The organism is Sulfurimonas lithotrophica (assembly GCF_009258225.1).
GTDB classification, from domain to species: Bacteria; Campylobacterota; Campylobacteria; order Campylobacterales; family Sulfurimonadaceae; genus Sulfurimonas; species Sulfurimonas lithotrophica.
Genome location: NZ_CP043617.1, coordinates 1,537,740 through 1,563,502 on the forward strand (window position 1 = coordinate 1,537,740; position 25,763 = coordinate 1,563,502).

Annotated in this window: 22 protein-coding genes and 6 tRNA genes; 15 read left to right on the forward strand and 13 right to left on the reverse strand. The window is 34.8% G+C overall.

Going from position 1 to position 25,763, the window contains the following annotated elements:
* Window positions 1-15 precede the first annotated feature (15 nt).
* Both FJR48_RS07710 and FJR48_RS07715 read right to left on the reverse strand, forming a co-directional pair.
* A complete protein-coding gene (locus FJR48_RS07710; protein WP_152307573.1) occupies window positions 16-1,278 on the reverse strand; it encodes a fibronectin type III domain-containing protein in 1,263 nt (420 codons plus the stop codon).
* On the reverse strand, window positions 1,223-2,197 hold the full coding sequence (locus FJR48_RS07715; protein WP_152307574.1) for an RluA family pseudouridine synthase: 975 nt from the start codon (window positions 2,195-2,197) through the stop codon (window positions 1,223-1,225). Before FJR48_RS07715 ends, FJR48_RS07710 begins: the two co-directional genes overlap by 56 nt.
* Window positions 2,198-2,260: 63 nt before the next feature.
* Here FJR48_RS07715 and FJR48_RS07720 point away from each other — a divergent pair, with 63 nt between their 5' ends.
* Window positions 2,261-3,376, forward strand: a complete 1,116-nt coding sequence (locus FJR48_RS07720; protein ID WP_152307575.1) for an FtsW/RodA/SpoVE family cell cycle protein — start codon at window positions 2,261-2,263, stop codon at window positions 3,374-3,376.
* 47 nt (window positions 3,377-3,423) lie between these two features.
* On the opposite strand, the gene FJR48_RS07725 is transcribed toward FJR48_RS07720, so the two are convergent.
* The 7 genes from FJR48_RS07725 to FJR48_RS07755 all read right to left on the reverse strand — a co-directional run bounded on the left by FJR48_RS07725 (window position 3,424) and on the right by FJR48_RS07755 (window position 5,350).
* A tRNA-Val gene (locus FJR48_RS07725) sits at window positions 3,424-3,499 on the reverse strand.
* A 24-nt stretch (window positions 3,500-3,523) separates the two neighbouring features.
* Window positions 3,524-3,599 (reverse strand) — tRNA-Glu (locus FJR48_RS07730).
* Window positions 3,600-3,632: 33 nt separating this feature from the next.
* Window positions 3,633-3,709: transfer RNA gene (locus tag FJR48_RS07735), tRNA-Asp, on the reverse strand.
* A 22-nt stretch (window positions 3,710-3,731) separates the two neighbouring features.
* Window positions 3,732-3,807, reverse strand: a tRNA-Val gene (locus tag FJR48_RS07740).
* Between the two features lie 212 nt (window positions 3,808-4,019).
* A tRNA-Asp gene (locus FJR48_RS07745) sits at window positions 4,020-4,096 on the reverse strand.
* A 12-nt stretch (window positions 4,097-4,108) separates the two neighbouring features.
* Window positions 4,109-4,184, reverse strand: a tRNA-Lys gene (locus FJR48_RS07750).
* A 71-nt stretch (window positions 4,185-4,255) separates the two neighbouring features.
* A complete protein-coding gene (locus FJR48_RS07755) occupies window positions 4,256-5,350 on the reverse strand; it encodes a CinA family protein (RefSeq protein WP_152307576.1) in 1,095 nt (364 codons plus the stop codon).
* Window positions 5,351-5,474: 124 nt separating this feature from the next.
* Here FJR48_RS07755 and ileS point away from each other — a divergent pair, with 124 nt between their 5' ends.
* The 12 genes from ileS to FJR48_RS07810 all read left to right on the forward strand — a co-directional run bounded on the left by ileS (window position 5,475) and on the right by FJR48_RS07810 (window position 18,533).
* Window positions 5,475-8,231, forward strand: coding sequence for an isoleucine--tRNA ligase (gene ileS / locus FJR48_RS07760; RefSeq protein WP_152307577.1), 2,757 nt, complete (start codon window positions 5,475-5,477; stop codon window positions 8,229-8,231).
* A complete protein-coding gene (locus FJR48_RS12470) occupies window positions 8,231-8,353 on the forward strand; it encodes a hypothetical protein (protein ID WP_277872373.1) in 123 nt (40 codons plus the stop codon). The genes ileS and FJR48_RS12470 overlap by 1 nt, the downstream gene beginning before the upstream one ends.
* A gap of 141 nt (window positions 8,354-8,494) precedes the next feature.
* A complete protein-coding gene (locus FJR48_RS07765) occupies window positions 8,495-9,451 on the forward strand; it encodes a hypothetical protein (RefSeq protein ID WP_152307578.1) in 957 nt (318 codons plus the stop codon).
* Window positions 9,452-9,537: 86 nt separating this feature from the next.
* A complete protein-coding gene (locus tag FJR48_RS07770; protein ID WP_152307579.1) occupies window positions 9,538-9,846 on the forward strand; it encodes an antibiotic biosynthesis monooxygenase family protein in 309 nt (102 codons plus the stop codon).
* A 14-nt stretch (window positions 9,847-9,860) separates the two neighbouring features.
* Window positions 9,861-10,319, forward strand: coding sequence for a cupin domain-containing protein (locus FJR48_RS07775; RefSeq protein WP_152307580.1), 459 nt, complete (start codon window positions 9,861-9,863; stop codon window positions 10,317-10,319).
* Window positions 10,320-10,395: 76 nt separating this feature from the next.
* Window positions 10,396-11,223, forward strand: coding sequence for an AraC family transcriptional regulator (locus tag FJR48_RS07780; RefSeq protein WP_152307581.1), 828 nt, complete (start codon window positions 10,396-10,398; stop codon window positions 11,221-11,223).
* A 32-nt stretch (window positions 11,224-11,255) separates the two neighbouring features.
* Window positions 11,256-12,050 (forward strand): class D beta-lactamase, encoded by a 795-nt coding sequence (gene blaOXA, locus FJR48_RS07785; protein WP_152307582.1) that lies wholly within the window; start codon window positions 11,256-11,258, stop codon window positions 12,048-12,050.
* 104 nt (window positions 12,051-12,154) lie between these two features.
* Complete coding sequence (locus tag FJR48_RS07790; RefSeq protein WP_152307583.1) at window positions 12,155-12,358, forward strand: hypothetical protein; 204 nt, start codon at window positions 12,155-12,157, stop codon at window positions 12,356-12,358.
* A 17-nt stretch (window positions 12,359-12,375) separates the two neighbouring features.
* Complete coding sequence (locus FJR48_RS07795) at window positions 12,376-14,760, forward strand: AAA family ATPase (RefSeq protein WP_152307584.1); 2,385 nt, start codon at window positions 12,376-12,378, stop codon at window positions 14,758-14,760.
* Window positions 14,753-15,055 (forward strand): hypothetical protein, encoded by a 303-nt coding sequence (locus tag FJR48_RS07800; protein WP_152307585.1) that lies wholly within the window; start codon window positions 14,753-14,755, stop codon window positions 15,053-15,055. The genes FJR48_RS07795 and FJR48_RS07800 overlap by 8 nt, the downstream gene beginning before the upstream one ends.
* Before the next feature lie 31 nt (window positions 15,056-15,086).
* A complete protein-coding gene (gene ppsA / locus FJR48_RS07805; protein WP_152307586.1) occupies window positions 15,087-17,462 on the forward strand; it encodes a phosphoenolpyruvate synthase in 2,376 nt (791 codons plus the stop codon).
* Between the two features lie 33 nt (window positions 17,463-17,495).
* On the forward strand, window positions 17,496-18,533 hold the full coding sequence (locus tag FJR48_RS07810) for a PAS domain-containing protein (RefSeq protein ID WP_152307587.1): 1,038 nt from the start codon (window positions 17,496-17,498) through the stop codon (window positions 18,531-18,533).
* 8 nt (window positions 18,534-18,541) lie between these two features.
* On the opposite strand, the gene FJR48_RS07815 is transcribed toward FJR48_RS07810, so the two are convergent.
* Complete coding sequence (locus FJR48_RS07815) at window positions 18,542-19,741, reverse strand: HAD-IC family P-type ATPase (protein WP_347402096.1); 1,200 nt, start codon at window positions 19,739-19,741, stop codon at window positions 18,542-18,544.
* Window positions 19,742-19,789: 48 nt separating this feature from the next.
* Window positions 19,790-21,112 carry a cation-translocating P-type ATPase gene (locus FJR48_RS07820; protein WP_152307589.1) on the reverse strand — a complete coding sequence of 441 codons (1,323 nt, stop codon included), beginning with the start codon at window positions 21,110-21,112 and terminating at the stop codon, window positions 19,790-19,792.
* Window positions 21,113-21,226: 114 nt separating this feature from the next.
* Here FJR48_RS07820 and gatA point away from each other — a divergent pair, with 114 nt between their 5' ends.
* Window positions 21,227-22,570 (forward strand): Asp-tRNA(Asn)/Glu-tRNA(Gln) amidotransferase subunit GatA, encoded by a 1,344-nt coding sequence (gatA, locus tag FJR48_RS07825; RefSeq protein WP_152307590.1) that lies wholly within the window; start codon window positions 21,227-21,229, stop codon window positions 22,568-22,570.
* Here gatA and FJR48_RS07830 read toward each other — a convergent pair.
* Entirely contained in the window at window positions 22,563-23,735 is a 1,173-nt protein-coding gene (locus FJR48_RS07830) for a YbfB/YjiJ family MFS transporter (RefSeq protein WP_152307591.1), read from the reverse strand. The genes gatA and FJR48_RS07830 overlap by 8 nt on opposite strands.
* An 8-nt stretch (window positions 23,736-23,743) precedes the next feature.
* A complete protein-coding gene (locus FJR48_RS07835) occupies window positions 23,744-24,169 on the reverse strand; it encodes a MarR family winged helix-turn-helix transcriptional regulator (RefSeq protein ID WP_152307592.1) in 426 nt (141 codons plus the stop codon).
* 148 nt (window positions 24,170-24,317) lie between these two features.
* Here FJR48_RS07835 and guaB point away from each other — a divergent pair, with 148 nt between their 5' ends.
* Window positions 24,318-25,763, forward strand: a complete 1,446-nt coding sequence (gene guaB, locus FJR48_RS07840) for an IMP dehydrogenase (RefSeq protein WP_152307593.1) — start codon at window positions 24,318-24,320, stop codon at window positions 25,761-25,763.

Consider the following 25,763-nt stretch of genomic DNA (forward strand, 5'->3'; position numbering starts at 1 on the left):
ATATTTTTTTCTTCTTTATTTTATATCTTTAGTCTCTATTATCACTTCTATACTCGGTTCTGATTCTATTGAGTTTTTATCTACTGAAATAACTTGATAATAATAAGTTGTTTTAGGACTTATGTCTAAATCTTGAAATGTATTGTTATTTATATCTTTAAACTCATCTACAACTTTATCGAAAAGTCCTTTTTTATAAGTTTTTCTGACCGTATAACTTACTGCTCTTGGGTCATTCTTTTTCCATTTAAGAATAACTTTGTTATTTATCAAGCTTGCATCTACAACCGCAGGAGGAAGCGGTTTTGAAAGGCTTACACCTTGAACGGAATGTCTGTCATGAATAGATTCTAACCCATCTTTGTCCACTGCACCGACTCTGTAAAAATATTTTGCACCGTCTTTTTCAATAACATCTTCAAAACGATTATTTACCAATTTGGCTATTAACTCGTACCCACCGTCTATTTCACTTGATCTATAAAGATTATAATGTGAAAAATCTTCTTGATTTGATTTATTCCATGATATTATTATTTTTTTCGCCAAATTATTGCTGGCTTTTATATTTGTAATCTCCAGAGGTAAATCTTTTGTTATAGACTTTACAATTTCACTGGCTTTAGACGTAATTCCGTTATAGGTAAGTGCGCGAACATTATACTGGTATGTATAACTGTCTTTTAAATCTAAATCTATATATTCTGCACTTAAACGACCATCTACTCTAGCTACAGTTTCCCATTTTGTCTCATCGAGTGTTTTTCTTTGAATTTCATATGCACGAACAAGTTTGTTTGTATGGGGACGCCATATTATTTTTGCACTTCTTGGCATATTGTTAGCGGCATATATCCATGTAACAGATTCTAAAACAGGTTTTGTTGCAGCTTGATAAACTTCACTTCTCTCACCTTGAGCCTTATCACTGTACGTTACAAAGTAATAGTTGTATCTTTTAGAAGGTTTTACGTTTGTATCAAGAAAGTGAGTTGAAAATCTGTTGTTAATGGTTTCATAATAAGAATCTTGTTGAGAAAGGTTTTCATCTAAAGACTCTCTAAAAATATATATGCCTTTAACTCTTTTATCGTTTATTCTCTTCCATTCAAGTGCTATAGATTTCATACTAGATTTGGTAGCTGTTTTTGTTAATACTACTTTTGGCAAAGATGAATCTATTACCGCTTCTTCTTTTGGTTTAGGTTTAACCGTACAACCGCTAAGGATTAGGATTGTTAAAACTGTCAATAATGAACTGAGGTTTAATAACTTCATTTATTTGCTCCGTATCAAATTTTTTATCTATAAATTTTTTCATTTTTTGCTCAATCGGAGCTACAAATGAAACCATCTTATTTGTTTTTGGATGTATAAAATGTAACTCGTATGCATGGAGCAAAATTCGTTCCGATTTATCATCTTTTTTTGTCGTACCATACAAGTGATCACCAACTATATGACGGCTCTTTGTCTCAAGATGCACACGTATCTGATGAGTCCTGCCCGTAAAGAGTTTGCAGGCTATAAGCTGATATTTTTCATCATCACTGAGCATTAGTTGTTTAAATGCTGTTTTAGCATCTTTACCGCCTGCTTCACAAGCCATTTTTAAACGGTTGTTAGAACTTCTTTTTATTGGGGCTTCTATAAACGTTATATCATCTTTTAAAGGCGGTTCTATTACAGCAAGATAGAAACGACCCATACTTTTATCTTGAAGTTGTTCGCTTAAAGCTTGATGGGCTTCATTGTTTTTTGCAACAACCATTACACCGCTTGTTCCTTTATCCAAACGATGCACTATCCCATGACGCTCTTCACCGCTTATAGTAGAGAGTCTGATGCCTTTATGTTTAAGCCAATCAACAAGTGTAGCTTCTTTAACACTTGGTGCGGGATGCACCGTTAAACCGCTGGGCTTGTTTATAACCAATAGCTCATTATCTTCATATAAGACCTCTACACTAAAGTCTATCTCTAACGGTTTTTCCTCTTTTAGTTCCGGAAATTCAATTCTTATAATCTGATTTTCTTTGAGTTTTATACCTGCTCTGGATACTGCTTTATTATTAACATATACACACTCTTTTTTAATTAGTTGTGCAACTTGTGAACGACTTTGTGCTAGTTTTTCAGCCAAAAAAACATCTAAACGTTCAGAATCGTTACAAATATAACTTTGCGTGTTATCCATCAATATACCTTTTTATTCGCCTTTTGTGTTACAATTCTATATAAAAATATGGAGTAGTGTAGTTTGTGGAGAATTGATAAGCATATTTTAGCACAATTTGATTTCATTTCTATTATTCTTATCATACCATTGGTTCTAACTTCTAACTGGTTGATAAATGAAGCCGTCCCTGCACTTGCCCAAAAACAGATTGCATACGTCGGTGTAGCTGCAATTGTTTTTATTATTGTTTTTCTTTTGCCTATTAGAAGAATGAGTTGGCTTATTCCCCTGATTTATTGGATTAATATCTTATTGTTGCTTGCTGTAGAGTTTTTTGGAACAACTAGGGGAATGGGTGCTCAAAGATGGCTTGAACTCCCTTTTATAAATGCTACTATCCAACCATCAGAGTTTGTAAAACCCGCCCTAATTCTTATGCTTGCATATCTAATCAATAAAACACCGCCCCCACGTGATGGCTATCAAATAAAAGAGTTTCTTATATTAAGTGCTTATATCTTACTTCCATTTATCTTGATTGTAAAAGAGCCTGATTTAGGTACGGCACTGGTACTTCTTATTATCGGCTACGGTACTTTGTTTTTTATTGGGGTGAACTGGAAAATATGGGCGGTTATTGTCTCTGGGATATTATTGCTTTCACCCTTAGTATATAAATTCGGTCTGCATGATTATCAAAAGACACGTATAAAAGATTTCATCAGTGAAAAACCTTCCTACCACGTCCAACAATCCATAATAGCAATCGGTTCAGGCGGATTAAGCGGAAAAAGCAAAGAGGAAGCTACCCAAACTCAAATGAAGTTTTTGCCCATAGCTACAAGTGATTTTATATTTGCTTTTTTAGTTGAACGTACCGGATTTTTGGGAGCACTTGGTATTATACTTGTTTATGTGCTACTTATATTGCATCTGCTTAGTCTTAGTATATTTAATTCAGATTATTATATAAAAGTGGTAACCATAGCCATATCGTTTATGATATTTGTATATATGGGTGTAAATATATCCATGACTATAGGATATGCCCCTGTTGTCGGAGTTCCATTACCTATGTTTAGTTATGGGGGGAGTAGCTTTTTAAACTTTTTGATTCTTTTTGCGATTATGCAAAATCTGATTACTTTTCAATATAAAGATATGTACGATGCTAGAGGGACTAAAAGCTTTTTATAAAAAATAGTTTTGATTTTTTAAAATGTAGTTTGTAGGATTTTTATAGATGGTGGGCACTACTGGACTCGAACCAGTGACATCTACCTTGTAAGGGTAGCGCTCTACCAACTGAGCTAAGCGCCCATCTAATTTTTGTAAACACCGTAATGGCGACCCCTAAAGGATTTGAACCTCTGTTACTACCATGAAGTGATAGTGTCCTTGGCCACTAGACGAAAGGGTCACTTTTTTTAGCAAACAAAAGGTTTGTCAAATATGGCGCGGTGGACGAGACTCGAACTCGCGACCCCCTGCGTGACAGGCAGGTATTCTAACCAACTGAACTACCACCGCTTTTACTATTTGTTTTTAAAAATGGTGGGCACTACTGGACTCGAACCAGTGACATCTACCTTGTAAGGGTAGCGCTCTACCAACTGAGCTAAGCGCCCTAAAATAATTCTTTTTGTTTTTTTCTTCGTTGGAACTTTTCGTTCAATCGTCACATAGAATTACTATGTTCCTCTTTCACTCAAAAACCCGCCTCAAACAAAACAAAAATAAAAAATTTTAAAATCTACTGTTTTTGTGTTAGACAAGAAAAAGTTTTCGTAGCATACTTAAAGTATGTGAGAAAATCTTTGACGCAGTATAACGCAAAAAATGGCGCGGTGGACGAGACTCGAACTCGCGACCCCCTGCGTGACAGGCAGGTATTCTAACCAACTGAACTACCACCGCTAATTTATAAAATGGTGTCCTGTTCAGGATTCGAACCTGAGGCCACATCATTAAAAGTGACGTGCTCTACCAACTGAGCTAACAAGACGTTTATATCCTCTATCTGTTTAGAGGTCGAAATTATAGACAAATCATTTTTTATTGTCAAGAGTTTTTTTGCTAAATTTCAAAAAATATATCTTTATCACTCAGAAGCAATAACTTAACTGCATACAGTACACTTTGATTTTGTACATAGTTTCTATCACCGCTTAGTTGTAAGTGCATCTCTAATGATGCTTTATTGTTTTTTATACCTATAAAAACCGTACCTACAGGCTTCTCTACAGTTCCGCCAGTATCACCTGCTATTCCGCTTATTGAGAGTGCGTAGTCTGCTTCACTTACATTTATAGCACCCTCAGCCATCTCTTTTACCACAGGGGCACTAACAGCCCCGTACTCTTCTAATGTACTCTCTTCCACTGCAAGCCAATTTGCTTTTATCTCATTTGAGTATGTAACTAATGCACCATCAAGTATATTTGAAGCGCCGTTTTTTGAGGTAAAATAATAAGACAACAAACCACCTGTACAACTCTCTGCAAAAGTTATTTTTTTATTATAATGTGTAAGTTTTTGGATTATATATGTAGCCATATCTTCTGTTTGGATTATTTTTGAAGGCAAAAGCTGTTTTGCAGATTTTATAAACTTTGATATCTCACCGTATTTTTTACTTGTAATATTTACCTGTATCCATCCCTCGACCAAAGTAAAGATATCTAAACGCAGATCATAAGTTTGAGCCATAGGATTTAAAATAGCCCGTAAACTCTCTTCATCCTCTTCAAAGATATTCAATACCTCTTTTGAATTATCTGACTCCAACAACAGTTTAGGAAATTTTTGCATCTCATCGACATGAATAACGTTTATTGTACTTTGTTTATACTCTAAAAGGTAACTTCCTTTTTCATATACGTAAGATTCCGATGGTATCAACATTGTGTCTTTTAGAACTTGATTATCTTCGGTTATTGTACATATTACTTTACCGATAGTTGAAAAATTTTGTTTTGAAGTAACTATTATAAGTTTTAAATCTGTGTTTAACAAAGCATCCAGATGTAAAAAAAGCGTATTGTCGCTCTCTTTAAAAAAAGTTATATTATCTATAAAATCAAAACTCTTTGATATGCTTCTTTGAACATACTCTTTTAAAGAATTGTTATAAATAAATTTATTTCCGACAAATATGAGATGTAATTTCATAGTTTTCAAACTCCACAATTAACAACATTTGGGAGTATTATAACACTTTAAAGAGCTTTTTAATCAAGAAAAAGATATAATCGCAAAATTTTAATATATAAAACTCTTAATTTTTGAGGCAGAAATGGACTACAAAGAAACACTACTATTACCAACGACTAGCTTTGCTATGCGTGGAAACTTGATTGAAAACGAACCAAAGCGTTATGCTTCTTGGGATGATAAAAAAGTTTACGAAAAAATGAAAGCAAAACGTAAAGATGCGGACAGCTTTACATTTCATGACGGACCTCCGTATGCAAACGGTCATACACATATCGGTCATGCACTAAACAAAACTCTAAAAGATATCATTGTCAAATATAACTATTTTAACGGTAAAAGTGTTCGTTTTACTCCGGGTTGGGATTGTCACGGTTTACCGATAGAACAGCAAGTTGAGAAAAAACTTGGCGGTAAAGCTAAAAAAGAACAACTGGAAGTTTCAAAAGTTCGTGAACTTTGTCGCGAACACGCAGCAAAATTTGTAGATATTCAAAAAGATGAGTTTAAAAAACTGGGGATTATTGCCGACTGGGAAAACCCATATGTAACAATGGACTATAAGTTCGAAGCAAACATCTACCGTACACTTTGTAACGTAGCTAAAAAAGGTCTTTTAGTTGAGCGTAGCAAACCTGTATATTGGTCATGGGCTGAGCGTACAGCTTTAGCTGAAGCAGAAGTTGAATATGAAGACAAAGAGTCACACTCTATCTATGTAGCATTTGAGTTAAGTGATGAAGCCAAAGCTAAAGCAGGTCTAGTTGGTAAAGCCGCACTTGTTATATGGACTACGACTCCTTGGACACTTCCTGCAAATACCGGTATATCTTTACACCCTGAAGAAAAATACGTTTTAACTACTGATGGTTATATCGTAGCACAGGCACTTTACGAGTCACTATTAGAGTTAGGCGTAGTTAAAGGTGAGATAGCTCAGGAAGTGGAACAATCAGCACTTGAGAACCAAGTAGCTACAAATCCGTTAAACGGACGTACATCTAAAGTTGTTTTAGGCGATCATGTAATGATGGACAGCGGTACGGGTGGTGTTCACACTGCACCTGGTCACGGTGAGGATGATTACCGTGTCGGTCTTAAGTATGATTTAGAAGTTGTAATGCCAGTTGATGAGACCGGATGCTATGATGAAACTATAGTTCGTGATGGACTTTTACCAAACCCTGAAGAGTTTGTGGGTAAACTGATTTTCAAATGTAACGATAGAATTTTAGAACTTTTAGGTGATGCACTTTTATATGACTCTAAATTTACTCACTCGTATCCACACTGTTGGAGAAGTCATACTCCATTGATTTTCCGTGCTACTAAGCAGTGGTTTATCTCGGTTGACGGCAAACCTGAAGGACAAGACAAAACTCTTCGCGATATAGCTTTAAGTGAAGTTGAAAAAACGTCATTTTTCCCTGAAACCGGAAGAAACAGACTTAACTCTATGGTTGAGAACAGACCTGATTGGTGTATATCTCGTCAGCGTGATTGGGGTGTGCCAATAGCATTCTTTAGAGTAAAAGCTACAGGCGAAGTTATTTTAGATGAGAAAGTTCTAAACTTTACGGCTATGGTATTTGAGATGCACGGAAGTGATGCATGGTACTCAATGCCGACTGAACAATTACTATATCCCGGAAGCGGTTACAGTGCTGATGAAGTTGAAAAAGTAAGCGATATTTTAGACGTATGGTTTGATTCTGGTTCAACTTGGTACTCTGTAATCAAGTCTCGCAACTACGATGCAGGTAAGTTTCAAGCAGACCTTTATGTAGAAGGAAGTGACCAACACCGCGGTTGGTTCCAGTCTTCTATGTTCTTAAGTGCTGCGATAGAGCATGTAGCACCGTACAAAGCTGTTGTAACTCACGGTTTCACTGTTGATGAAAAAGGTGAAAAGATGAGTAAATCTAAAGGTAATGTTATAGCACCTGAAAAAGTGTTAAAACAATACGGAAGTGAGATTTTACGTCTATGGGTAGCATCTAGTGACTACCAAGGGGATTTAAAAATCTCAGATGGCATCTTAAAACAGACTGCCGAGAGTTACCGTAAACTAAGAAATACTTTTAGATTTTTACTTGCAAATATCAACGACCTTGAAACGCTTACACCTGTAGAAGATATGGGTGAGCTTGATAAGTGGATACTAAGCGTTGCCGGTAATGTGTTTGAGAGTGTACATACTTCGTTTAGCAAATACAACTATGTAAACGGTATGAATACACTTAACAACTTCATCGCAAACGAGTTAAGCGGTATCTACATGGATATCACTAAAGACAGACTTTACTGTGACGGTGAAAATGATACTCACAGACGTGCATCTCAAAGTGCTATGGCTATGATAGTTAAACAGCTTCTTACTCTAATGGCTCCTATCATTACTTACACTTGTGATGAGATAGTTGAGAATGCTCCTGCTATCATTAAAGGTGATGCTGAGGATATCTTTGACTTTATTTATGAGCCGATGGTAAAAGTTGAAAGCAGTTTTGATGGCGAGTATATGAAAAAAGCTCGTTTTGGTTTTGGTTCTGCGATAGATGCACTTAAAAAAGACAAAACTATAAAATCTGCTTTAGAGCTTGTAATATACACTAACTCGGATAAAGTTTTAGCACTTGAGAGTGTTGAAGCTGAAGACTGGTTCGTGGTTTCAGGCGTAAGTAATGAAAAAGGTCAGACTGAACTTGAAAGCTTTAAAGTTGATGATGATGAGTTTATCATCTACAAAGCTGAAGCTCACAAATGTCCACGTTGTTGGAAATTTAACTCTGAAGCTGAAGACGCAACGTGTGCTAGATGTAGCGAGGTTTTAGCCTAATGCCTGATTTCACACAGCCTGTAGAGATGAGTTTTGTATTTATCTCTATCGGTGCTATCTTAGCTGTAACGGCTGTCGGTATCGTACTTGTAAAACTTGGAAAAAAGTCTAGAAATCCTTAGGCTTTTTCTTTCTCCATTACACCTTCTATTTTCTAATAAATAATTTAAAATAATTTTTTCTGTTTTCTTCTATTTAGCTATTTTCAAGTTAATCTATATATAATGTTCGTTGAATAAATAGTTCATATAAGGAGTATCTAAATGGGATGGAAAGGTACAGTTCGCACATTAGGTGCAATGCATCGAGCAAGTGTGCGAGAAGCAGAACGACGAGAAAGAGAAATTCAAAAACGCAATAAAGAACTTCAAAAACTTGAAGCGTTGGAGCAAGCAGCCTATGAGGTTGAAGAGTACGAGAATTATATTGAAACAATTTTGTCAGTTCATAAAAAACATACCGATTTAATCGATTGGAATGCTATTGCACAATCGACTAAACCATCTCAGCCTACTCAAAAATATCAAAATGAAGAACAATTTAAAGTAGGTTTTTTTAGCAAGTTGCTGGGGAAAGAAGAACAACAACGAGAACAAGCAAAACTAAAAGATGAACAAATATATCAAAAAGAAATGGATGGGTGGAAAGAAAAATGTTCAGAATGGGAGTATGAACACCATCTTGCAAACAAACTTTTATCTGGAGACTTGGAAGTTAAATTAGAAATCATAAAAGAACTAAATCCTTTTAGTGATATTCAAGAACTTGGAAGTTCATTAAAATTTGAAATCAGCGAAAGTCATATTCTGGAAGCTACATTAAACTTACATGGGCAAGATGTAATTCCAATGGAAAAAAAAGCATTACTCCAAAGTGGAAAGCTATCAGTTAAAAAAATGCCAAAAGGTGAATTTTATGAAATGTATCAAGATTATGTTTGCAGTTGTATGTTAAGAGTCGGAAACGAACTATTAGCAATTTTACCTGATGAACTTGTTTTAGTTCATGCTATCGATAATATGCTTAATTCAAAAACGGGTCATATGGAAGAACAATGTATCCTATCTATCGCAGTATCAAGACAAACTATTGAGTCCCTGAATATGGATTTGATTGATCCATCAGATTCATTTGAAAACTTTGTATACAACATGAAATTCAAAAAGACAAAAGGGTTTGAGGTTGTAGAACCACTATTGGCTTCGAGCTTCAATAACTGAGATGCCAACAAATCAGTGGAGCCAATAAATTACCCTACGGGCAATTTATCGGCTCATTTTAAACGTTATAAGTCAAAGGAAATAAAATGATATTAGAAGTAGCGATTTTAGATGTAAAGGTTGGTCAGGAAAATGATTTTGAAATTGCATTTGAAAAAGCACAGTCCATTATTTCAAAAATTAAAGGTTATGTGTCACATCAATTGCAAAAGTGTATCGAAACACCAAATAGATATATTTTACTTGTAAACTGGGAGTTGTTGGAAGATCATACGGAAGGTTTTAGAGGTTCAGAAGAATATCAAGAGTGGAAGACATTACTTCACCATTTTTATAATCCTTTTCCTACAGTAGAACATTTTAAGCCAGTAACTTATAACAAAATCCTGAAATAAAAAGGAGCTAATAAATGAAACAAATTAAAAAATTATCAGAAGATATAAATTACACTGCAATAAATTTAGGTAATTTAGATAAGTTAATGGAATATTCTTTAATTCATCCTGTTAACAAACAAGAGATTGAAGGAAAAGTTTTTTTAAAAGAAGCCACAAAAGCAACAGGTTCGGAAATTTCATTTAATTCACTTCCTCCTAAAACAGAACAGCCATATTTCCATATTCATTATAAAAATGAAGAGACATATATTATTTTAAAAGGATATGGTTTTTTTCAAGTTGATGGCAAATATTTTAATATTGAAGAAGGTAGTGTTATAAGAGTTGCACCAAATGGAGTGAGAGGAATAAGAAATGATTCTGAAGAGACAATGGTATATATTGTGATTCAATCTAAAGAAAATTCACTTGAAGAATATACTACAAATGACGGTGAAAGAGTTCCTTTTGAACCAAAATGGAAAAAATAAAATAGCAATTTTGGAGTAGTTTTTACTTTTTTAATTTTCTATAATTCTCCTACAAAGTTTTTAATTAAGAGGCAGTATGAAAAAGACAACAAAAGATGATTATCTTCAAAGTATATACAAAGTCATTTTTTATATTGAACAAAATTACAGTGAAGATTTAACTCTTGAGGAATTATCAAAAGTTGCAGGTTTTTCAAAATACCATTTTCATAGAATTTTCAAATCAATCGTAGGTGAGAATTTGAGTGAGTATATCAGAAGAGTAAGGCTATCAAGCACAACTTTGAAGTTTAAGACAAATCTAAATATTACGCAAATCGCACAAATAAGCGGATATGAAACAAATGCCTCTTTTTCAAAAGCTTTTAAAAATCATTTTGGGATAACTCCAAAAGAGTTTTCAAAAAATGCAAAAAAGAGAAAAGGAGATAAGATGTTAAAACCTAAAATTCTAAATATAGACCCTATAGACGTACTTTATGCAAGAAAAACAGGAGACTATAGAACTTCTGCAGATGAAGCATGGAATGTAATAGTTGATTTTGCATATGCAAACGATTTATCAGGAAAAGTTAAATTCAGATACGGCATCGCTCATGATAATCCTGCTATCGTTGAAAGCGATAAAATCAGATATGACGCATGTTTAGAGATAAACGACAAGTCCATAAAACCAAACGGAAAAATACAAGCAAAACAACTAAGCGGTGGCAAATATGCCGTATTTATGCATAATGGTTCATATGAACAACTAGATAAAACATATAAGAATATAGGAGATTGGATAGTAGATAGCGGTGTGGAACTAAGAGATGAACCACAATTTCAAAAGTATCTTGACCTTGACCCCAGAGAAGTTGAAGTTCAAGATTTACAAACAGAGATTTATGTACCGATAAAATGATATGATATTATATTCAATCAAACAGAGGAAAAATGAATTTAAAAATCATATCTTTTAGAATTATTGCTATTTTAGTATTTTTTCAAACATACACTTTTGGGTGGGAAGAAAAACCTGAAATAGCAAAGTTATTTAATGACGCACAAATAAATGGCACTTTTGTACTCTACGACGTAAGTAATAATAAATTTATCGGATATAATGAAAGCAGAGCCAAAACAAGATATATCCCTGCATCTACATTTAAAATTGCAAATTCACTCATAGGGCTAGCAGAAGGTACTGTAAAAAATGTAGATGAAATTCTTCCATATAAAGGAGAAACTAAACCTTTCATTGCCGCTTGGGGACATGACATGGGATTAAGGGAAGCCATTAAATTATCCAATGTACCTATTTATCAGGAACTAGCTAGACGTATCGGCTTAAAAGATATGCGATTGTGGCTCAAAAAGCTAGATTACGGCAATCAAGAGGTCGGAAATGTAGTCGATAGGTTTTGGCTTGATGGACCTTTAAAAATTACGGCATTGGAACAAAGCAAGTTTCTTGCAAAACTTACACAAAACACGCTACCTCTATCAAAACAAATTCAAAAAAGTGTAAAAGAAATCGTTTTAATCGAAAAAAGAAAAAATTTAGAACTATATGGAAAAACAGGTTGGCAAAATGCACCTGATAAAGGCGTAGGTTGGTGGGTAGGATGGATAAAAAAAGATGGACATACCTACACTTTTGCCTTAAATATCGATATTAACAAACCTTTGGATGCAAACAAACGAGTTATGCTTGGAAAAGCAAGTTTAAAATTATTGGGATTATTGTAAATTAGAAAATTTAAATTTTGAAGATATCGATGCTTTAATATAAGCTATTGAAATTTCATCTATAAAAAGATAGACTTATAGTAAACTATTTTAAAGGATACAAGATGTCTAAAACTATTGATTTAAAAGGAACAAACAGAGGTGTAATCTCTGTAACGAAAATCGAAGAACCTTACGGTCCGGGAAGCAATACGGTAGCTAGTATAGGTGTTTCTTTATCGGGTAAAGCAAATGAGCCTGAATGGAAAGTACATATCCCTTTAGAAAATTTAGACGATGTAATAAAGGCACTTCAAGAAATAAAATAAATATATTAGAGTAGCCAATGAAAAGCAGCGATGAATATAAAAAACTTGAAACAGCTATAAAAGAAAAGCTTTTTGAGCAGGATTTAGCTGTTGAGAATGTAACAAAAACACTTTTACAAAGTGATATTTTAAAAGCAAAAAGTAACGTTCGTGCCGTTTTTACATTTATAGGTGCTGCAAACACAGGTAAACACTACTTGTGTGAGCTACTTCAAAGACATAACGATACACTTGATAATATAAAAACTTTTTATATGGAAAGTTACGGCGGTTTTGGTAGTTCATCCGAAAATATAAGCAGCGATAATTTTGAAAAAGAGATTTTAGAGTTTGTAAATACACATCCAAAATCTATACTGGTTTTTGAAGATTTGGAAAAAGCAGACTTGCAAATCCAGCTAATACTCTATACGCTATTTAGCGACTATGAAAAAAATGAAGTAAATTTTTCAAACGTTATAGTGGTATTTACAACTACTATCCTTTCATCTTTGATAAAAAGAAAAGATATACAAAAACTTTTAAAAAGCAATCCTCTCCAAGCACACACTTTTTTAGTAGAAAAACTTACTACCGAACAAGTCGTAATAGGAGACGGTGTAGAGATGGCGTTTGATAAAAAACTACTCTCTTTGTTAAATGAACACACTATTATCACTTTTAATCAACTCAGTTTAAACGCACTTATAAAAATTGCCGCAAGGGCTTTACACGAGATGACACAAGACTTTATAAAGACAAGTAAAATATCTATCTGTTATGATGATTATGATTCGTTTGTATCACTCTTAACACTCTCTCTTACACCATATCTAAATGCCAGGCACATAAAGCAAAAGATACCAAAACTAATGTTTAACAGCATCTACGATGCCCTAAAACTAAAAGACGATACTTCCCAAATAAACTACAAAGTATCTAAAGAAGCAAAACTATTTTTACAAAAAATCTTGGAAAATAAAGAACTTTTTGTAAGAAATACTACACAAAAACATAAAATAGTAGATTTGACATGGAAAATAGACGTTTTGGATTCTGAACTAACTTGTTGTATAGAAGATGCAACCTATATACAAAACACGATAGAGCTTAAGTCTCATGAAGATTTTCATATCTCAGATATCTCCTTTAAAGATATTGCAGGACACAAAAAAGTAAAAGATGAACTAAGCGAAATAGTAAAACTTTTTAAAGACCCGCAGAAACTAGAACATTTCGGGCTAAATATTCCCAAAGGGATGTTTCTTTACGGACCCATAGGTATGGGTAAAAAACTTCTCTCCCGTGCTTTTGCACATGAGGCAAATATGCCCTATATTACTATTAGCGGATCAAACCTTTTTGATACAAACAAGATTAAAGAGGTCTATGCAAAAGCATATAAGCAAGCCCCAGCCGTTATAATATTTGAAGATATAGATATACAAGGTATTGTCGGTGGTATGCTCTCATCTATGAACATTGAACCTATTATAGAGGAGCTTGACAAACTAAACCAGAGTTTTGAGTCACCCATCTTTACTATTCTTACTCTAAGTACAAATGACTTGCCGAGTGATCTGTTGCAAGCAAATAGAATAGACATACATATAGAAGTTCCAAAACTAGACATGGATGCAAGACGCTTTTTTATAGAAGAAATTTTGAAAAAACCGCATAACAAAAATATAGATGTTGAAAAAGTCGTGCGTTATATCTCAGGTATGGGCGGCGATGAACTCAAACGAATAGGTCAAGAAGCCTCTTTATATGCTGCTCGTAAAGGTTTAAAGGAGTTAAGCGAGGACATTTTGCTTGAGCAAATAAACATTATAAAATACGGCACAAAACTAGAGAACAAACAGATACGCGACATAGAAAAATCGATGGCAAAAACTGCTTACCATGAAGCGGGTCATGCAGTTTTATCTTATGTACTTTTACCGAGTATCAAGATTGAACAAGTAACGGTAGCTCCAAGAAGCGAGAGTCTTGGTTTTGTTTCATATCATAATGAAGAGTATATAGATGCTACTTCCAAAGAGGAACTTTTTAACGATGTATGCGTGTTACTTGCAGGAAGAGTTGCAAAGATGCAAAAGTTCGGTGAGGACGGTATGGAGACAGGTGCTATGAGTGACCTTGAAGCTGCGACAATGCAGATATATGCCGCCATTGCAATTTTTGGTATGGATGAGGAACTTGGATATATAAATATAAGCGGCTTGGATATGGGTACAGGTAAAATGCTTTTTGAAGACAAAATAGAACAAAGAATCTTATCCTGGTTGGACAAAGCACAAAAGCATACCCAAAATGAAGTAAAGCGACTATGGAGCGCTATAGATGCAGTTGCACAGGAACTTATAAAAAAAGAGGTTATAGACGGAGAAGAATTAAAAAGGATAATAGATAATGCATAACCCTGAACTGATAATTATACTTCTAAATATCTCAATATTATCGTTCTCATACTTTTGGTTTTTTCCGCGTATAGCCGGAGCAAATGCCATAGAGTTGGCAAAATACGATTTTATCTCTTTTGTAGTAGCCCTTAGCATATCCGCTTTTTTATTTTACGGCTCATACATAGAGTTTGATGCCTTGTTTTTTACGCTTGATTGGTTTTGGTTTAGCGTACTTAGTTTTTTTACGTTTGAAATTCCATTTGCACTTTGGTATTTTAATAAACACGATGTTTGGGATTCTTTGAACTAAAAAATACAAATCTATAATTAAAGGATATCTTATGAAATATATATGTTTTTTTGAAGATCTTTCAATAAATGATATTCCAAAAGTAGGCGGTAAAAATGCATCTCTAGGTGAGATGTATAACCAACTCTCAAAAGATGAAATTAACATCCCAAACGGTTTTGCAACAACAAGTGATGCCTACTGGTTGCTTTTGCAACAAGATAATCTAAAAAAGAAAATACACGACACGCTAAAAGATCTGGATGCTACAAATACTTCAGAGCTGCAAAAAAAAGCAAAAAAAGTAAGAGAACTTATACTAAACACACAACTGCCAAAAGAGTTGCAAAACGAGATTTCAGATGCATATAAAAAACTCTCAAAAGAATATGACTCGAATTCAATTGACGTAGCCGTTCGCTCATCAGGAACTGCTGAAGACTTACCCGATGCTTCTTTTGCAGGACAGCAGGAGACTTTTTTAAACATAAACAGCCCTGCTAAACTTCTTGAATCTGTGCATCTATGCTTTGCATCCCTGTTTAACGATCGCGCAATTAGCTACAGAGATTCCCGCGGATATGATCATTTTAAAGTAGCACTCTCCGTAGGTGTGCAAAAAATGGTCAGAAGTGATTCATCATCAAGCGGAGTTATGTTTTCCATTGATACGCAAAGCGGTTCTAAAGATTTAGTCCTTATAAATTCCATATGGGGACTTGGTGAAAACATAGTTAGCGGACGTGTAAATGCGGATGAGTTTTTAGTATATAAACCTACTCTAAAAAAAGGTATAAACACTATTTTAAAACGCTCACTAGGTAGTAAAAAAGAAAAGCTTATTTACACGGATGATGGAAAAAACACTCTAAATATCCCGACAAGCCAAGATGAGCAAAACAGCTTTTCCATAAATGATGAAGATCTGATATCTTTGGCAAAACAAGCACTTATCATAGAAAACCATTACAAAAAACCTATGGATATAGAATGGGCTAAAGATGCAAATGATTTAAAACTTTATATAGTTCAGGCTAGACCCGAGACCGTTCAAAGTAAAAAGCAAAAAGATTCAAACTTTAAAAAGTATGAACTAAAAAGTAAAGATGCCAAAGTACTGACAAAAGGGATAGCGGCAGGTGAGCGTATAGGAAGCGGGAGAGTTCATATAATAAATGATATATCCGAGTTTTCAGAGTTTCAAGCAGGCGAAGTCTTAGTTGCATCTACTACAAATCCCGACTGGGAACCGTTAATGAAAAAAGCTTCGGCAGTCGTGACGGACAAAGGAAGTCGTACTTGCCATGCAGCTATAGTTGCACGTGAGATTGGGGTAAGTGCCGTTGTCGGATGCACCGATGCTACAGATGTTTTAAAGAACAATCAAGAAGTTACGGTTAGTTGTGCAGATGGTGAAGATGGGTTAATATATGAAGGGATTTTGGACTACTCGGTAAAAGATATAAACCTAGATGAGTTAAAGACAACAAAAACAAAGCTTTATATGAATGTAGCAGACCCATCTCAAGCTTTTAAACTCTCACAAATTCCAAATGACGGAGTGGGACTTGCCAGAATGGAATTTATAATGAACAACTCCATCAACACGCATCCGATGGCTTTGGTTGATATGTATAAAGGTAAAAAAGTAAAAGACGAGGATTCAATCCGACTTTTTATGACTCCATATACGGATGCAAAGGAGTTCTTTATAAAAAAACTCTCTGAAGGCATAGGGATGATAGCTGCCGCTTTTTACCCTAAGAGCGTTATCGTCAGAACAAGTGATTTTAAAAGTAACGAGTATAAAAATATGCCCGGCGGATTTGAGTATGAAGCATATGAGGAAAACCCGATGATAGGTTTCCGCGGAGCAAGCAGATACTATGATGAGAGTTATAAAGAAGCCTTTGAGTGGGAGTGTCAAGCACTAAAATATGTACGTGATGATATGGGGCTTGTAAACGTAAAAATAATGCTTCCATTTGTAAGAACAGTGCAAGAGGGCAAAAACGTCATTAAAATTATGAATGAACAAGGTCTGATGCAAGGTAAAAACTCACTTGAAATATATGCTATGTGTGAGATTCCCGCAAACGTGATTCTTGCAGAACAGTTTTTAGAAGTGTTTGATGGTTTTTCCATAGGTTCAAACGACTTAACCCAACTCACTTTGGGAGTAGATAGGGACAGTGCAAAAATAGCCCATATTTTTGATGAGAGAAACGATGCCATAAAAGAGATGCTAAAAATGGTTATAAAAGTTTGCAAGGACAAAAACAAATATATAGGCATCTGCGGTCAAGCTCCTTCTGATTATCCTGAAATAACCAGATTTTTAGTTGAGAATAAAATAGACTCTATTTCACTTAATCCGGACTCACTTTATGAGATGAATAAGGTTGTAAGTGAGTTTGAAGTGATATAATGTTTTATATAAAATATTTTTTAGGGGAAAAATATGCAAGAAAAGGATCTTATATACAACTTTGTCTATGATTTGGGGAATCCTGTTCTTTTAGTAGAAGATAAAGAGGAGTCTTACGATATAAGCTTTGCAAATGAGAAAATGAAAGAGCTTTTAAAAAATACTGATTCTGAAGATTTAGTATTAACAAACGAGCTTATCCACTTACTAAACTCTTATAAAGAAAAAGCACATCCACACGGTTTGTCCACGCAAAATATAGAAATTTTTCAAAAATTTTATAATATAAATTATCTTCAAAATGCAAATAGTATTCTTATGAGTTTTATAGAGACCGATGTAGAATCTCTTTTTGAAACTCTAAGTTTTCATGAAATGGGCATATCCAGCTGTGCAATAATAGTTGTTTTAAGCGATCAGGGAAAAGTTATAGATACAAACGAACATTTTTTAAAAATGGTCGGAATGACTAAAGAAGAAGTTCATAACATAGACTTTTTTGAAAACTTTATACCTGCGGAAATAGAGACTTTGAACAAATACTTATCGGAATTGCTTTCAAGCGATTCTAAAAATCAGCAGTTTGTAACTTCATTAAAAGATGTTGAGGATAATATTTACAAAATCAAATGGCAAGTCTCAAAAATTAAAAAACTAAATCAAAATTTTTTAGTGGCAATAGGAAGTGATATAAGCCAATTGTTTCAACAAAACAATAAGCAGATAACAAAAGAGGTAAAAAGTTTAAAAGTCGGTTTTGATTACTTCCCTTTTGCCGTTGCATATATGAATGCAAAAGGTATTTTTACTACAATGAATAAAAACTTCCTTAAGATGTTTCATATTAAAAATGAAACGACTAAGATTATGTTTGACCAAATTCCGTTTTTTAAAAAACATATAGGTTTTAGTAAGATTAAAGAGTATATACCATCACAAAAAGAATTAACTTACAATATAGAACACGGTATAAACGGTAAGAATGTTATCTTAAAAGTTTACATCAGGATGTTAAAAGGCAAAAAAGAATCTTCTGCACTTTATATAATTATTGTTCAAAAAATACTATAAAAGAAAATCTATTTTAAGTATTTTTTGCGTAATATTTTTTCAAACTCCATAACTGCGATTAAAGCAAGTGCAATTACTAAAAGTATTAGCCAAATCTCTGCATCTATAGGTTTAATATCTAAAATATTTTGCATAAAAGGTGTGTACATAGAGATTAGATGCAGACCCTGTGCAACGATAACCGACATCCATAAAAACTTATTTTTCCTATGATTAATCTTAAATATTGAGTGTTTTTCGGTTCTTGAATTAAATACGTGCACATTCTCAAACAATACCATTAAAAACAAAGTTATATTTCTTGCCATATCTTCCGTATAACCATAACTCAAAAGAGTATAAAACACTGCAAATGCAGATATACCCATATATAATCCACCGACTACGACCCTGCTTATCATTACAGCGTTAAATATAGGTTCTTTTGGATCTCTTGCTTTTCGTTCTAATACACCCGGTTCTGCTCTTTCAAACCCAAGTGCTACATCTTGGATTCCGTTTGTAACTAAGTTTAACCACAATAGCTGCACAGGTAAAAGCGGTATAGGTGTAAAAAACAGCATAGAAAGCATTATAAGCACTATCTCTGCAAATCCGGTTGATATTAAAAGGTGTATAACTTTACGTATGTTGTCATATGCTACACGTCCCTCTTCTATACCGTTTACTATGGAGCTGAATGCATCGTCTGTCAGTATCATATCGCTAGATTCCCTAGCTACGTCGGTTCCGCTTTTACCCATAGATATACCGATATTTGCAGATTTTAAAGCAGGGGCATCGTTTACACCGTCACCCGTTACCGCTACAAAATGTCCTAAAGCTTGAAACTTTTCTACTATAAGCTGTTTTTGCTGTGGCGATACACGGGCAAAAACTCTTTTATTAGCTATCTCTTCTTTATCCGCACCCCTTTCTTGCCAATGGCTTACCGACAAACCATCCATAACCTCATCTTTACTAATGACGATACCCAAACCTTTTGAGATATAAAAGGCCGTATTTGGATGATCTCCCGTAACCATAACAACCTCTATACCTGCAGTATTTGCTTTTGAGACTGCTTCTTTTACACCTTCTCTAAGCGGATCCATAATAGCTGCAAATCCAAGATAGTTATAACCATCCTTTGCAATACCCTCTTTTTCATTTGTCTTATATGCAAAAGCTATTTCTAAAACCCTCCAGTGCCCAAGTATCGACTTGATTTAAAAGTGTCTCAAAACTATCTTTATCAAGCTGACATTTTTGTAAGATTAGTTTTCGGGTGAGCCTTTTATAAAGTCCACTTTTTTAGAGTCTATCTCATAAGATATTGCCGAGTATCCGTTTTGCGGTTCATATGCTATAGATGCAAGTGGATTAAGACTATTTTTTAACTTAAATAGGTCAGCATCTATATCAAGTGCATATTTAGCCAAGGCTACATCAACCTGATCGCCTATAAAATAAAAATCATTTTCATCTTTGTTAAACACTGCTTCATTACACAAAACTGCACCAAGAAGTATGTTCTTATCTATGTTTTCTTTCGCACTGTAGATTTTATCAGGTGTAATAAAGTGTTCGACACTCAGTTTGTTTTGTGTCATAGTTCCTGTTTTATCACTTGCTATAAGTGTACAAGAACCAAGCCCCTCAATAGCCGAGAGTTTTCTAACAATTACATTTCTTTTACTCATAGCTGCACTCGCAACACTAAGTGCTACGGTTATGGCTACAGGTAACCCTTCAGGGATAGTGGATACTGCCATTGCAACGGTAAAGAAAAATATATCTTTTAAAGGCGATTGTTGATAAACACCGACTGCTATAATCAAAAGGACAAACATAGCTATTATCTTGGCAATATTAAAAGAGAACTTTTCCATTCTCATGACCAAAGGGGCTTTTGATACTTTTGATTTTGATAGAAGAAGTGCTATCTTACCTATTTCACTTTGGTACGATACGGCAGTTACAACTCCGATTCCCCTTCCCTTTGTAACCATTGAACCTGCATAAAGCATATTTTTTCTGTCACCTATTGGCTCATCTATATCTTCAGATATATATTTGGAGTCTTTATATACATCTATAGATTCACCCGTTAAAAGAGACTCGTTTACTTCAAGTTCATTTGTCTCTATCAGTCTAACATCGGCAGGTACTTTTATACCAGATTCGAAAAAAATGATATCGCCGACGGTAATCTCTTCATTAAGAAGTTGAATTTTTTTATTGTCTCTTAAAGCAGTTACGTATGTTTTTAAAACTTTTTTTAATGCATCCGCTCTTAAATTTGCATTATATTCTTGATATGTACCTATAAAAGCGTTTATGAATAATACTGCCAAAATAAAGCCTGCATCTCCAAACTCTTTTATGATAAAAGAGATGATTGCCGCAAAAAGAAGTACATATATTATGGGGCTTTTAAACTGTTCTAAAAAAATACCAAAAAGACTACTCTTCTTTCCTTCTGGTATGGAGTTTTCTCCATAATGTATAATTCTCTCTTTTGCTTCTTTTGAACTTAGTCCTTCTTTTGTACATTCAAGACTCAATAAAGTATCTTCAACACTTTTAGTATAAAACATTTTACACCTCGTTAGGAGATTTTATCATATACAAGACAATAAAACAGCTTAAAGAAAATATGTACATATTTGGCTATAATACAAAAAATAATTTTAAAAATGTTAGGAAAATTTGTGATTACTCTAAAAGAAGCTCTAAAATTAAATAAAGAAGAATTAGTAAAATTTAAAGACGATTTAAAAGCAAAAATAGAAGCAAATCCAGAATTAAATGCGTATATCAGTGTTGATAACGTAGGTGACGGCGTGCCTGTTGCCATAAAAGACAACATTCAAGTTAAAAACTGGTCTGTAACTTCCGGTTCAAACATTCTTCAAGGATACATCGCACCTTATAACGCTACAGTAATAGAGAAGATGCTAAAAGCCGGACTTAGCCCGTTTGGTCGCACAAACATGGATGAGTTTGCTATGGGTTCAACTACCGAATCAAGTTTCTACGGAAAAACACAAAATCCTCATAATCCAGAATATGTTCCGGGAGGAAGTAGCGGTGGAAGTGCAGCTGCGGTAGCTGCAGGTTTAGCCGTAGCAGCACTTGGAAGCGACACCGGTGGTTCTATCCGCCAACCTGCTTCATTTTGTGGAATCGTAGGAATGAAACCTACATACGGACGTGTTAGCCGTTACGGTTTAGGTGCATATGCGTCTAGCCTTGACCAAATCGGTCCGATGACACAAAACGTAGAAGATGCGGCTATACTTTATGACATAATCAGCGGACATGACGTAAAAGACTCAACTTCAGCACCAAAAGATGATAAAGTCTCAGACAAACTAGATGCAGATAGAAAACTAAGAATCGCAGTACTTCCTAAGCATGTTGAAAATGCAAGTACCGATGTTAAAAATGCATATGAGAAAGCTATAGCTTCACTTGAAAATGCAGGTCATGAGATAGTAAACTATGAGCTTATGGATGCCAAGTTTGACATCTCTGCTTACTATATCACTGCAACTGCAGAAGCTGCAACCAACTTAGCACGTTATGACGGAATCCGTTACGGTAACCGTGTAGAGGGTAAGAACCTAGAAGAGACTTTTGTAAATACAAGAAGCCAAGGTTTCGGTGATGAAGTTAAACGCCGTATCATGCTTGGAAACTTTGTTTTAAGTAGCGGTTACTATGAAGCATATTATGTAAAAGCTCAAAAAACAAGACATATGATTAAAGAGCAATATGAAAATATCTTTAAAGACGTTGATTTGATTTTATCGCCTATTGCACCTGGGATTGCACCAAAGTTCGGCGAGTTATCAAATCCTATGGATATGTATCTAAGCGATTTATACTCAATCAGCGTAAACCTTGCAGGTCTTCCTGCTCTTTCACTTCCGATCAGCAAAAGCGACAACGGTATGCCTGTTGGACTACAACTAATTGCTAATGCTTATGAAGAACAAACTCTTTTTGACGGTGCACTTAGTTTAGAGAGAGAAGTAAACTTCTCTAAGTAGTCTTAATTACTTTTTTGGCACTTAACAAAAATACAATGCCCAGTGACACTATAAAAGCAGTCACATATAAAGAGGCATTGTAGTTTCCATATCTCTCAAACAAAGCTACACTGTATAAAGGCGCACCAACCTGTCCCACACCGTAAGCCGCAGTCATAGCACCCATAAAAATTACCGGATTCGCACCTGCTAGTTTTCCGCCGTAATGCATAAAAAGAGCGACATGGGCTATAAACGTACTTCCGTACAATGCACCGCTTAATAGGTTTAAGTATATATTATTCGTAAACGTCGGTATAAGTATCCCTATAATTTGAAGCACAAATGTAATTATGATAATATCTACACTTCCATATTTATGCGCCATTCTCATCCAAAATATAGCTGATGGAATTCCTGCAACACCTACTATAAGCCAACCAAGACTTCCTGAGCCTTCAAGTCCTTCGAGTGAGTTTATAATATCAGGGAAAAAAGTAGCCTGAACAACAAACCCCACACCTGCTGTAAAATAAGCAAGGATAAGAAGTATCACATAAGGAGTGAACATAGATTTGGACACCTTGTGTTTAGGCGCTTCTTTTTTTAACTCTTTATCAAACGATAGTATATATATAACATAAAAAGAGATTACAAACGCAAGTATTGTAAGTACCATCCATGCATCGCTCCAAGTCGAGCTTTTAAGAACATACTGACTTGTCAGTTCAGTAACGGTTATGGCTACACCTATCCCCGTAAAGTGCATCCCCATAGCTTTTGTTTTGTCTTCATAGTTTATCTTTAACATTACTATCGCACCGCCGACTATCAAAACCATGGCCGAGCCAAAACCTGCAATTACACGCGATACAAACCAAAGAGTCTCGTTTGTAGTAGTTGCAAGTACAAGTGTGGTAAGTATGCTAAGTATCATCCCTATTCTAAAAAATCTCACTTTTACATTTATGTCTTTCATAAATATACTAAACACTGCACCGCTAAGGTATCCTGCATAATTAAAAGATGCGAACAGTCCTGCATTTGTGACACTTAAAAAATCTTCCAACATTGCAGGAAGTAATGTAGTAAAAGCAAATCTTGCTACGCCCACTCCTACTACTATACTTAATATGCCTGCAAGCAGAATATTAAAGTTTTTATTTCTATCAAACAAATTTATCAATTTATTTCCTATTTAATATTTGTATATGCTTTGTTTAGAAGCTCAATAAATTTTATTTTTTCATCCTCTGTAAAGCTCTCTGATAATTTTTCATTTTGAATTTGTGATAAAGGGGCTATCTTCTCCACCAACTGTTTAGAACTTTGTGTGGCAAAAAGTTTTACCGAACGTCTGTCATTATCGTCACTATCTCTTAAAAGATATCCTTTTTCGACAAGTTTATCAATCATTCTTGTTAAATTACCCTGATCTTTAAAAGTTGAGTCTGAGAGTTCTTTTTGGGCTATACCGTCTTTTTCAACTACCCTATATAGTATAATCCACTGTTCAGGAGATACACCGTAGCGTTTTATCTGTTTATTAAAGCTGTTCTTACTTGTTATTGCCAACCTGTTAATCAAATAGCCAAAAGATTCATCCATGTCAAACTTCATAACACTGCCTTTTAAAAAATTAACGGCATTATACTTGTTAAAACAACTATTGTCAACACAACTACTTAGCTTTTATCTTTTAGAACTTTTTAACAACAAAACGGGTATAATTACATTTACATAAACATCAGCAAAAAAGGATTCCCACATGAATATTCGCAAAAAAGCATTAACATTTGAAGACGTACTTTTAGTTCCTAAGTATTCAGAGGTTTTACCAAAAGAGGTAAATCTTGAAACAAAACTTACTAAAAATATAACTCTAAAAATTCCAATGGTATCTGCCGCTATGGATACTGTTACGGAATACCGTGCCGCTATTGCTATGGCAAGACTTGGCGGAATCGGGATTATCCATAAAAATATGGATATCGAATCTCAATGTAAACAAGTTAAAAAAGTTAAAAAATCTGAGAGTGGAATCATTATAGACCCTATTTATGTAAATCCTGATGCTACACTTGCCGATGCAGATGCATTAATGGCTGAATATAAAATCTCAGGAGTACCTGTTGTTGACGGTCACAACAAACTTCTTGGAATCCTTACAAACCGTGATATGAGATTTGAGAAAGATATGCGTAAAATGGTATCGGAAGTTATGACACCTATGCCTCTTGTTACTGCTAATTCAGGCATAAGTTTAGATGATGCAGCTGATGTAATGCACCAACACAAAATCGAAAAACTACCTATTATAGACGAAAGCGGTTTTTTAAAAGGTCTTATTACTATCAAAGATATTAAAAAACGTATAGCATATCCAAATTCTAACAAAGATGATTTTGGTCGTCTAGTCGTAGGTGCGGCTATAGGTGTCGGTCAAATGGATAGAGCAAAAGCACTTGTAGATGCGGGTGTAGATGTTTTAGTTTTAGATTCGGCTCACGGGCACTCTAAAGGTATTATTGATACTGTACAACAAATCAAAAAAGAGTTAGCTGTTGATATCATTGCAGGTAATGTTGCTACAGGTGAAGCTGTTGAAGCTTTAGCAAAAGCGGGAGCAGATGCTGTTAAAGTTGGAATTGGACCTGGTTCAATCTGTACTACACGTATCGTGGCAGGTGTCGGTGTTCCACAAATCTCTGCAATCGATGAGTGTGCACAGGCAGGTAGAAAAGCGGGTGTGCCTATTATTGCTGATGGTGGTATCAAATACTCAGGTGATTTAGCAAAAGCATTAGCAGTCGGTGCTAGCTGTATTATGGCGGGAAGTTTATTAGCAGGGACTGAAGAATCTCCGGGAGAGACTATTCAATATCAAGGACGTCAATACAAATCATATCGTGGTATGGGAAGTATCGGAGCTATGCAAAAAGGTTCTAACGATAGATACTTCCAAGAAGGTACAGCTGCTGATAAACTTGTTCCTGAGGGAATTGAGGGTCGTGTACCATTTAGAGGAAGCATTGCGGGAATAGTTCATCAAATGATGGGAGGGCTGCGTGCATCTATGGGTTACTGTGGAAGTAAAGATATAGAGACTTTTTGGGATAAAGCCGAATTTGTTGAGATTACGAGTGCAGGTCTTAAAGAGAGCCACGTTCACGATGTTCAAATAACGGCTGAAGCACCGAATTATCATGTTTAG

What these genes read in the sequence shown, in the direction of transcription:
- FJR48_RS07765 (WP_152307578.1), top strand. Translation starts at nt 8,495, where the DNA reads ATGGGATGGAAAGGTACAGTTCGCACATTAGGTGCAATGCATCGAGCA.
- FJR48_RS07770 (WP_152307579.1), top strand. Translation starts at nt 9,538, where the DNA reads ATGATATTAGAAGTAGCGATTTTAGATGTAAAGGTTGGTCAGGAAAAT.
- FJR48_RS07835 (WP_152307592.1), bottom strand. Translation starts at nt 24,169, where the DNA reads ATGAAGTTTGACATGGATGAATCTTTTGGCTATTTGATTAACAGGTTG.
- guaB (WP_152307593.1), top strand. Translation starts at nt 24,318, where the DNA reads ATGAATATTCGCAAAAAAGCATTAACATTTGAAGACGTACTTTTAGTT.
- ileS (WP_152307577.1), top strand. Translation starts at nt 5,475, where the DNA reads ATGGACTACAAAGAAACACTACTATTACCAACGACTAGCTTTGCTATG.
- FJR48_RS07780 (WP_152307581.1), top strand. Translation starts at nt 10,396, where the DNA reads ATGAAAAAGACAACAAAAGATGATTATCTTCAAAGTATATACAAAGTC.
- FJR48_RS07820 (WP_152307589.1), bottom strand. Translation starts at nt 21,112, where the DNA reads ATGTTTTATACTAAAAGTGTTGAAGATACTTTATTGAGTCTTGAATGT.
- ppsA (WP_152307586.1), top strand. Translation starts at nt 15,087, where the DNA reads ATGAAATATATATGTTTTTTTGAAGATCTTTCAATAAATGATATTCCA.
- FJR48_RS07775 (WP_152307580.1), top strand. Translation starts at nt 9,861, where the DNA reads ATGAAACAAATTAAAAAATTATCAGAAGATATAAATTACACTGCAATA.
- FJR48_RS07755 (WP_152307576.1), bottom strand. Translation starts at nt 5,350, where the DNA reads ATGAAATTACATCTCATATTTGTCGGAAATAAATTTATTTATAACAAT.
- FJR48_RS07800 (WP_152307585.1), top strand. Translation starts at nt 14,753, where the DNA reads ATGCATAACCCTGAACTGATAATTATACTTCTAAATATCTCAATATTA.
- blaOXA (WP_152307582.1), top strand. Translation starts at nt 11,256, where the DNA reads ATGAATTTAAAAATCATATCTTTTAGAATTATTGCTATTTTAGTATTT.
- FJR48_RS07710 (WP_152307573.1), bottom strand. Translation starts at nt 1,278, where the DNA reads ATGAAGTTATTAAACCTCAGTTCATTATTGACAGTTTTAACAATCCTA.
- FJR48_RS12470 (WP_277872373.1), top strand. Translation starts at nt 8,231, where the DNA reads ATGCCTGATTTCACACAGCCTGTAGAGATGAGTTTTGTATTTATCTCT.
- FJR48_RS07715 (WP_152307574.1), bottom strand. Translation starts at nt 2,197, where the DNA reads ATGGATAACACGCAAAGTTATATTTGTAACGATTCTGAACGTTTAGAT.
- FJR48_RS07795 (WP_152307584.1), top strand. Translation starts at nt 12,376, where the DNA reads ATGAAAAGCAGCGATGAATATAAAAAACTTGAAACAGCTATAAAAGAA.
- FJR48_RS07810 (WP_152307587.1), top strand. Translation starts at nt 17,496, where the DNA reads ATGCAAGAAAAGGATCTTATATACAACTTTGTCTATGATTTGGGGAAT.
- FJR48_RS07790 (WP_152307583.1), top strand. Translation starts at nt 12,155, where the DNA reads ATGTCTAAAACTATTGATTTAAAAGGAACAAACAGAGGTGTAATCTCT.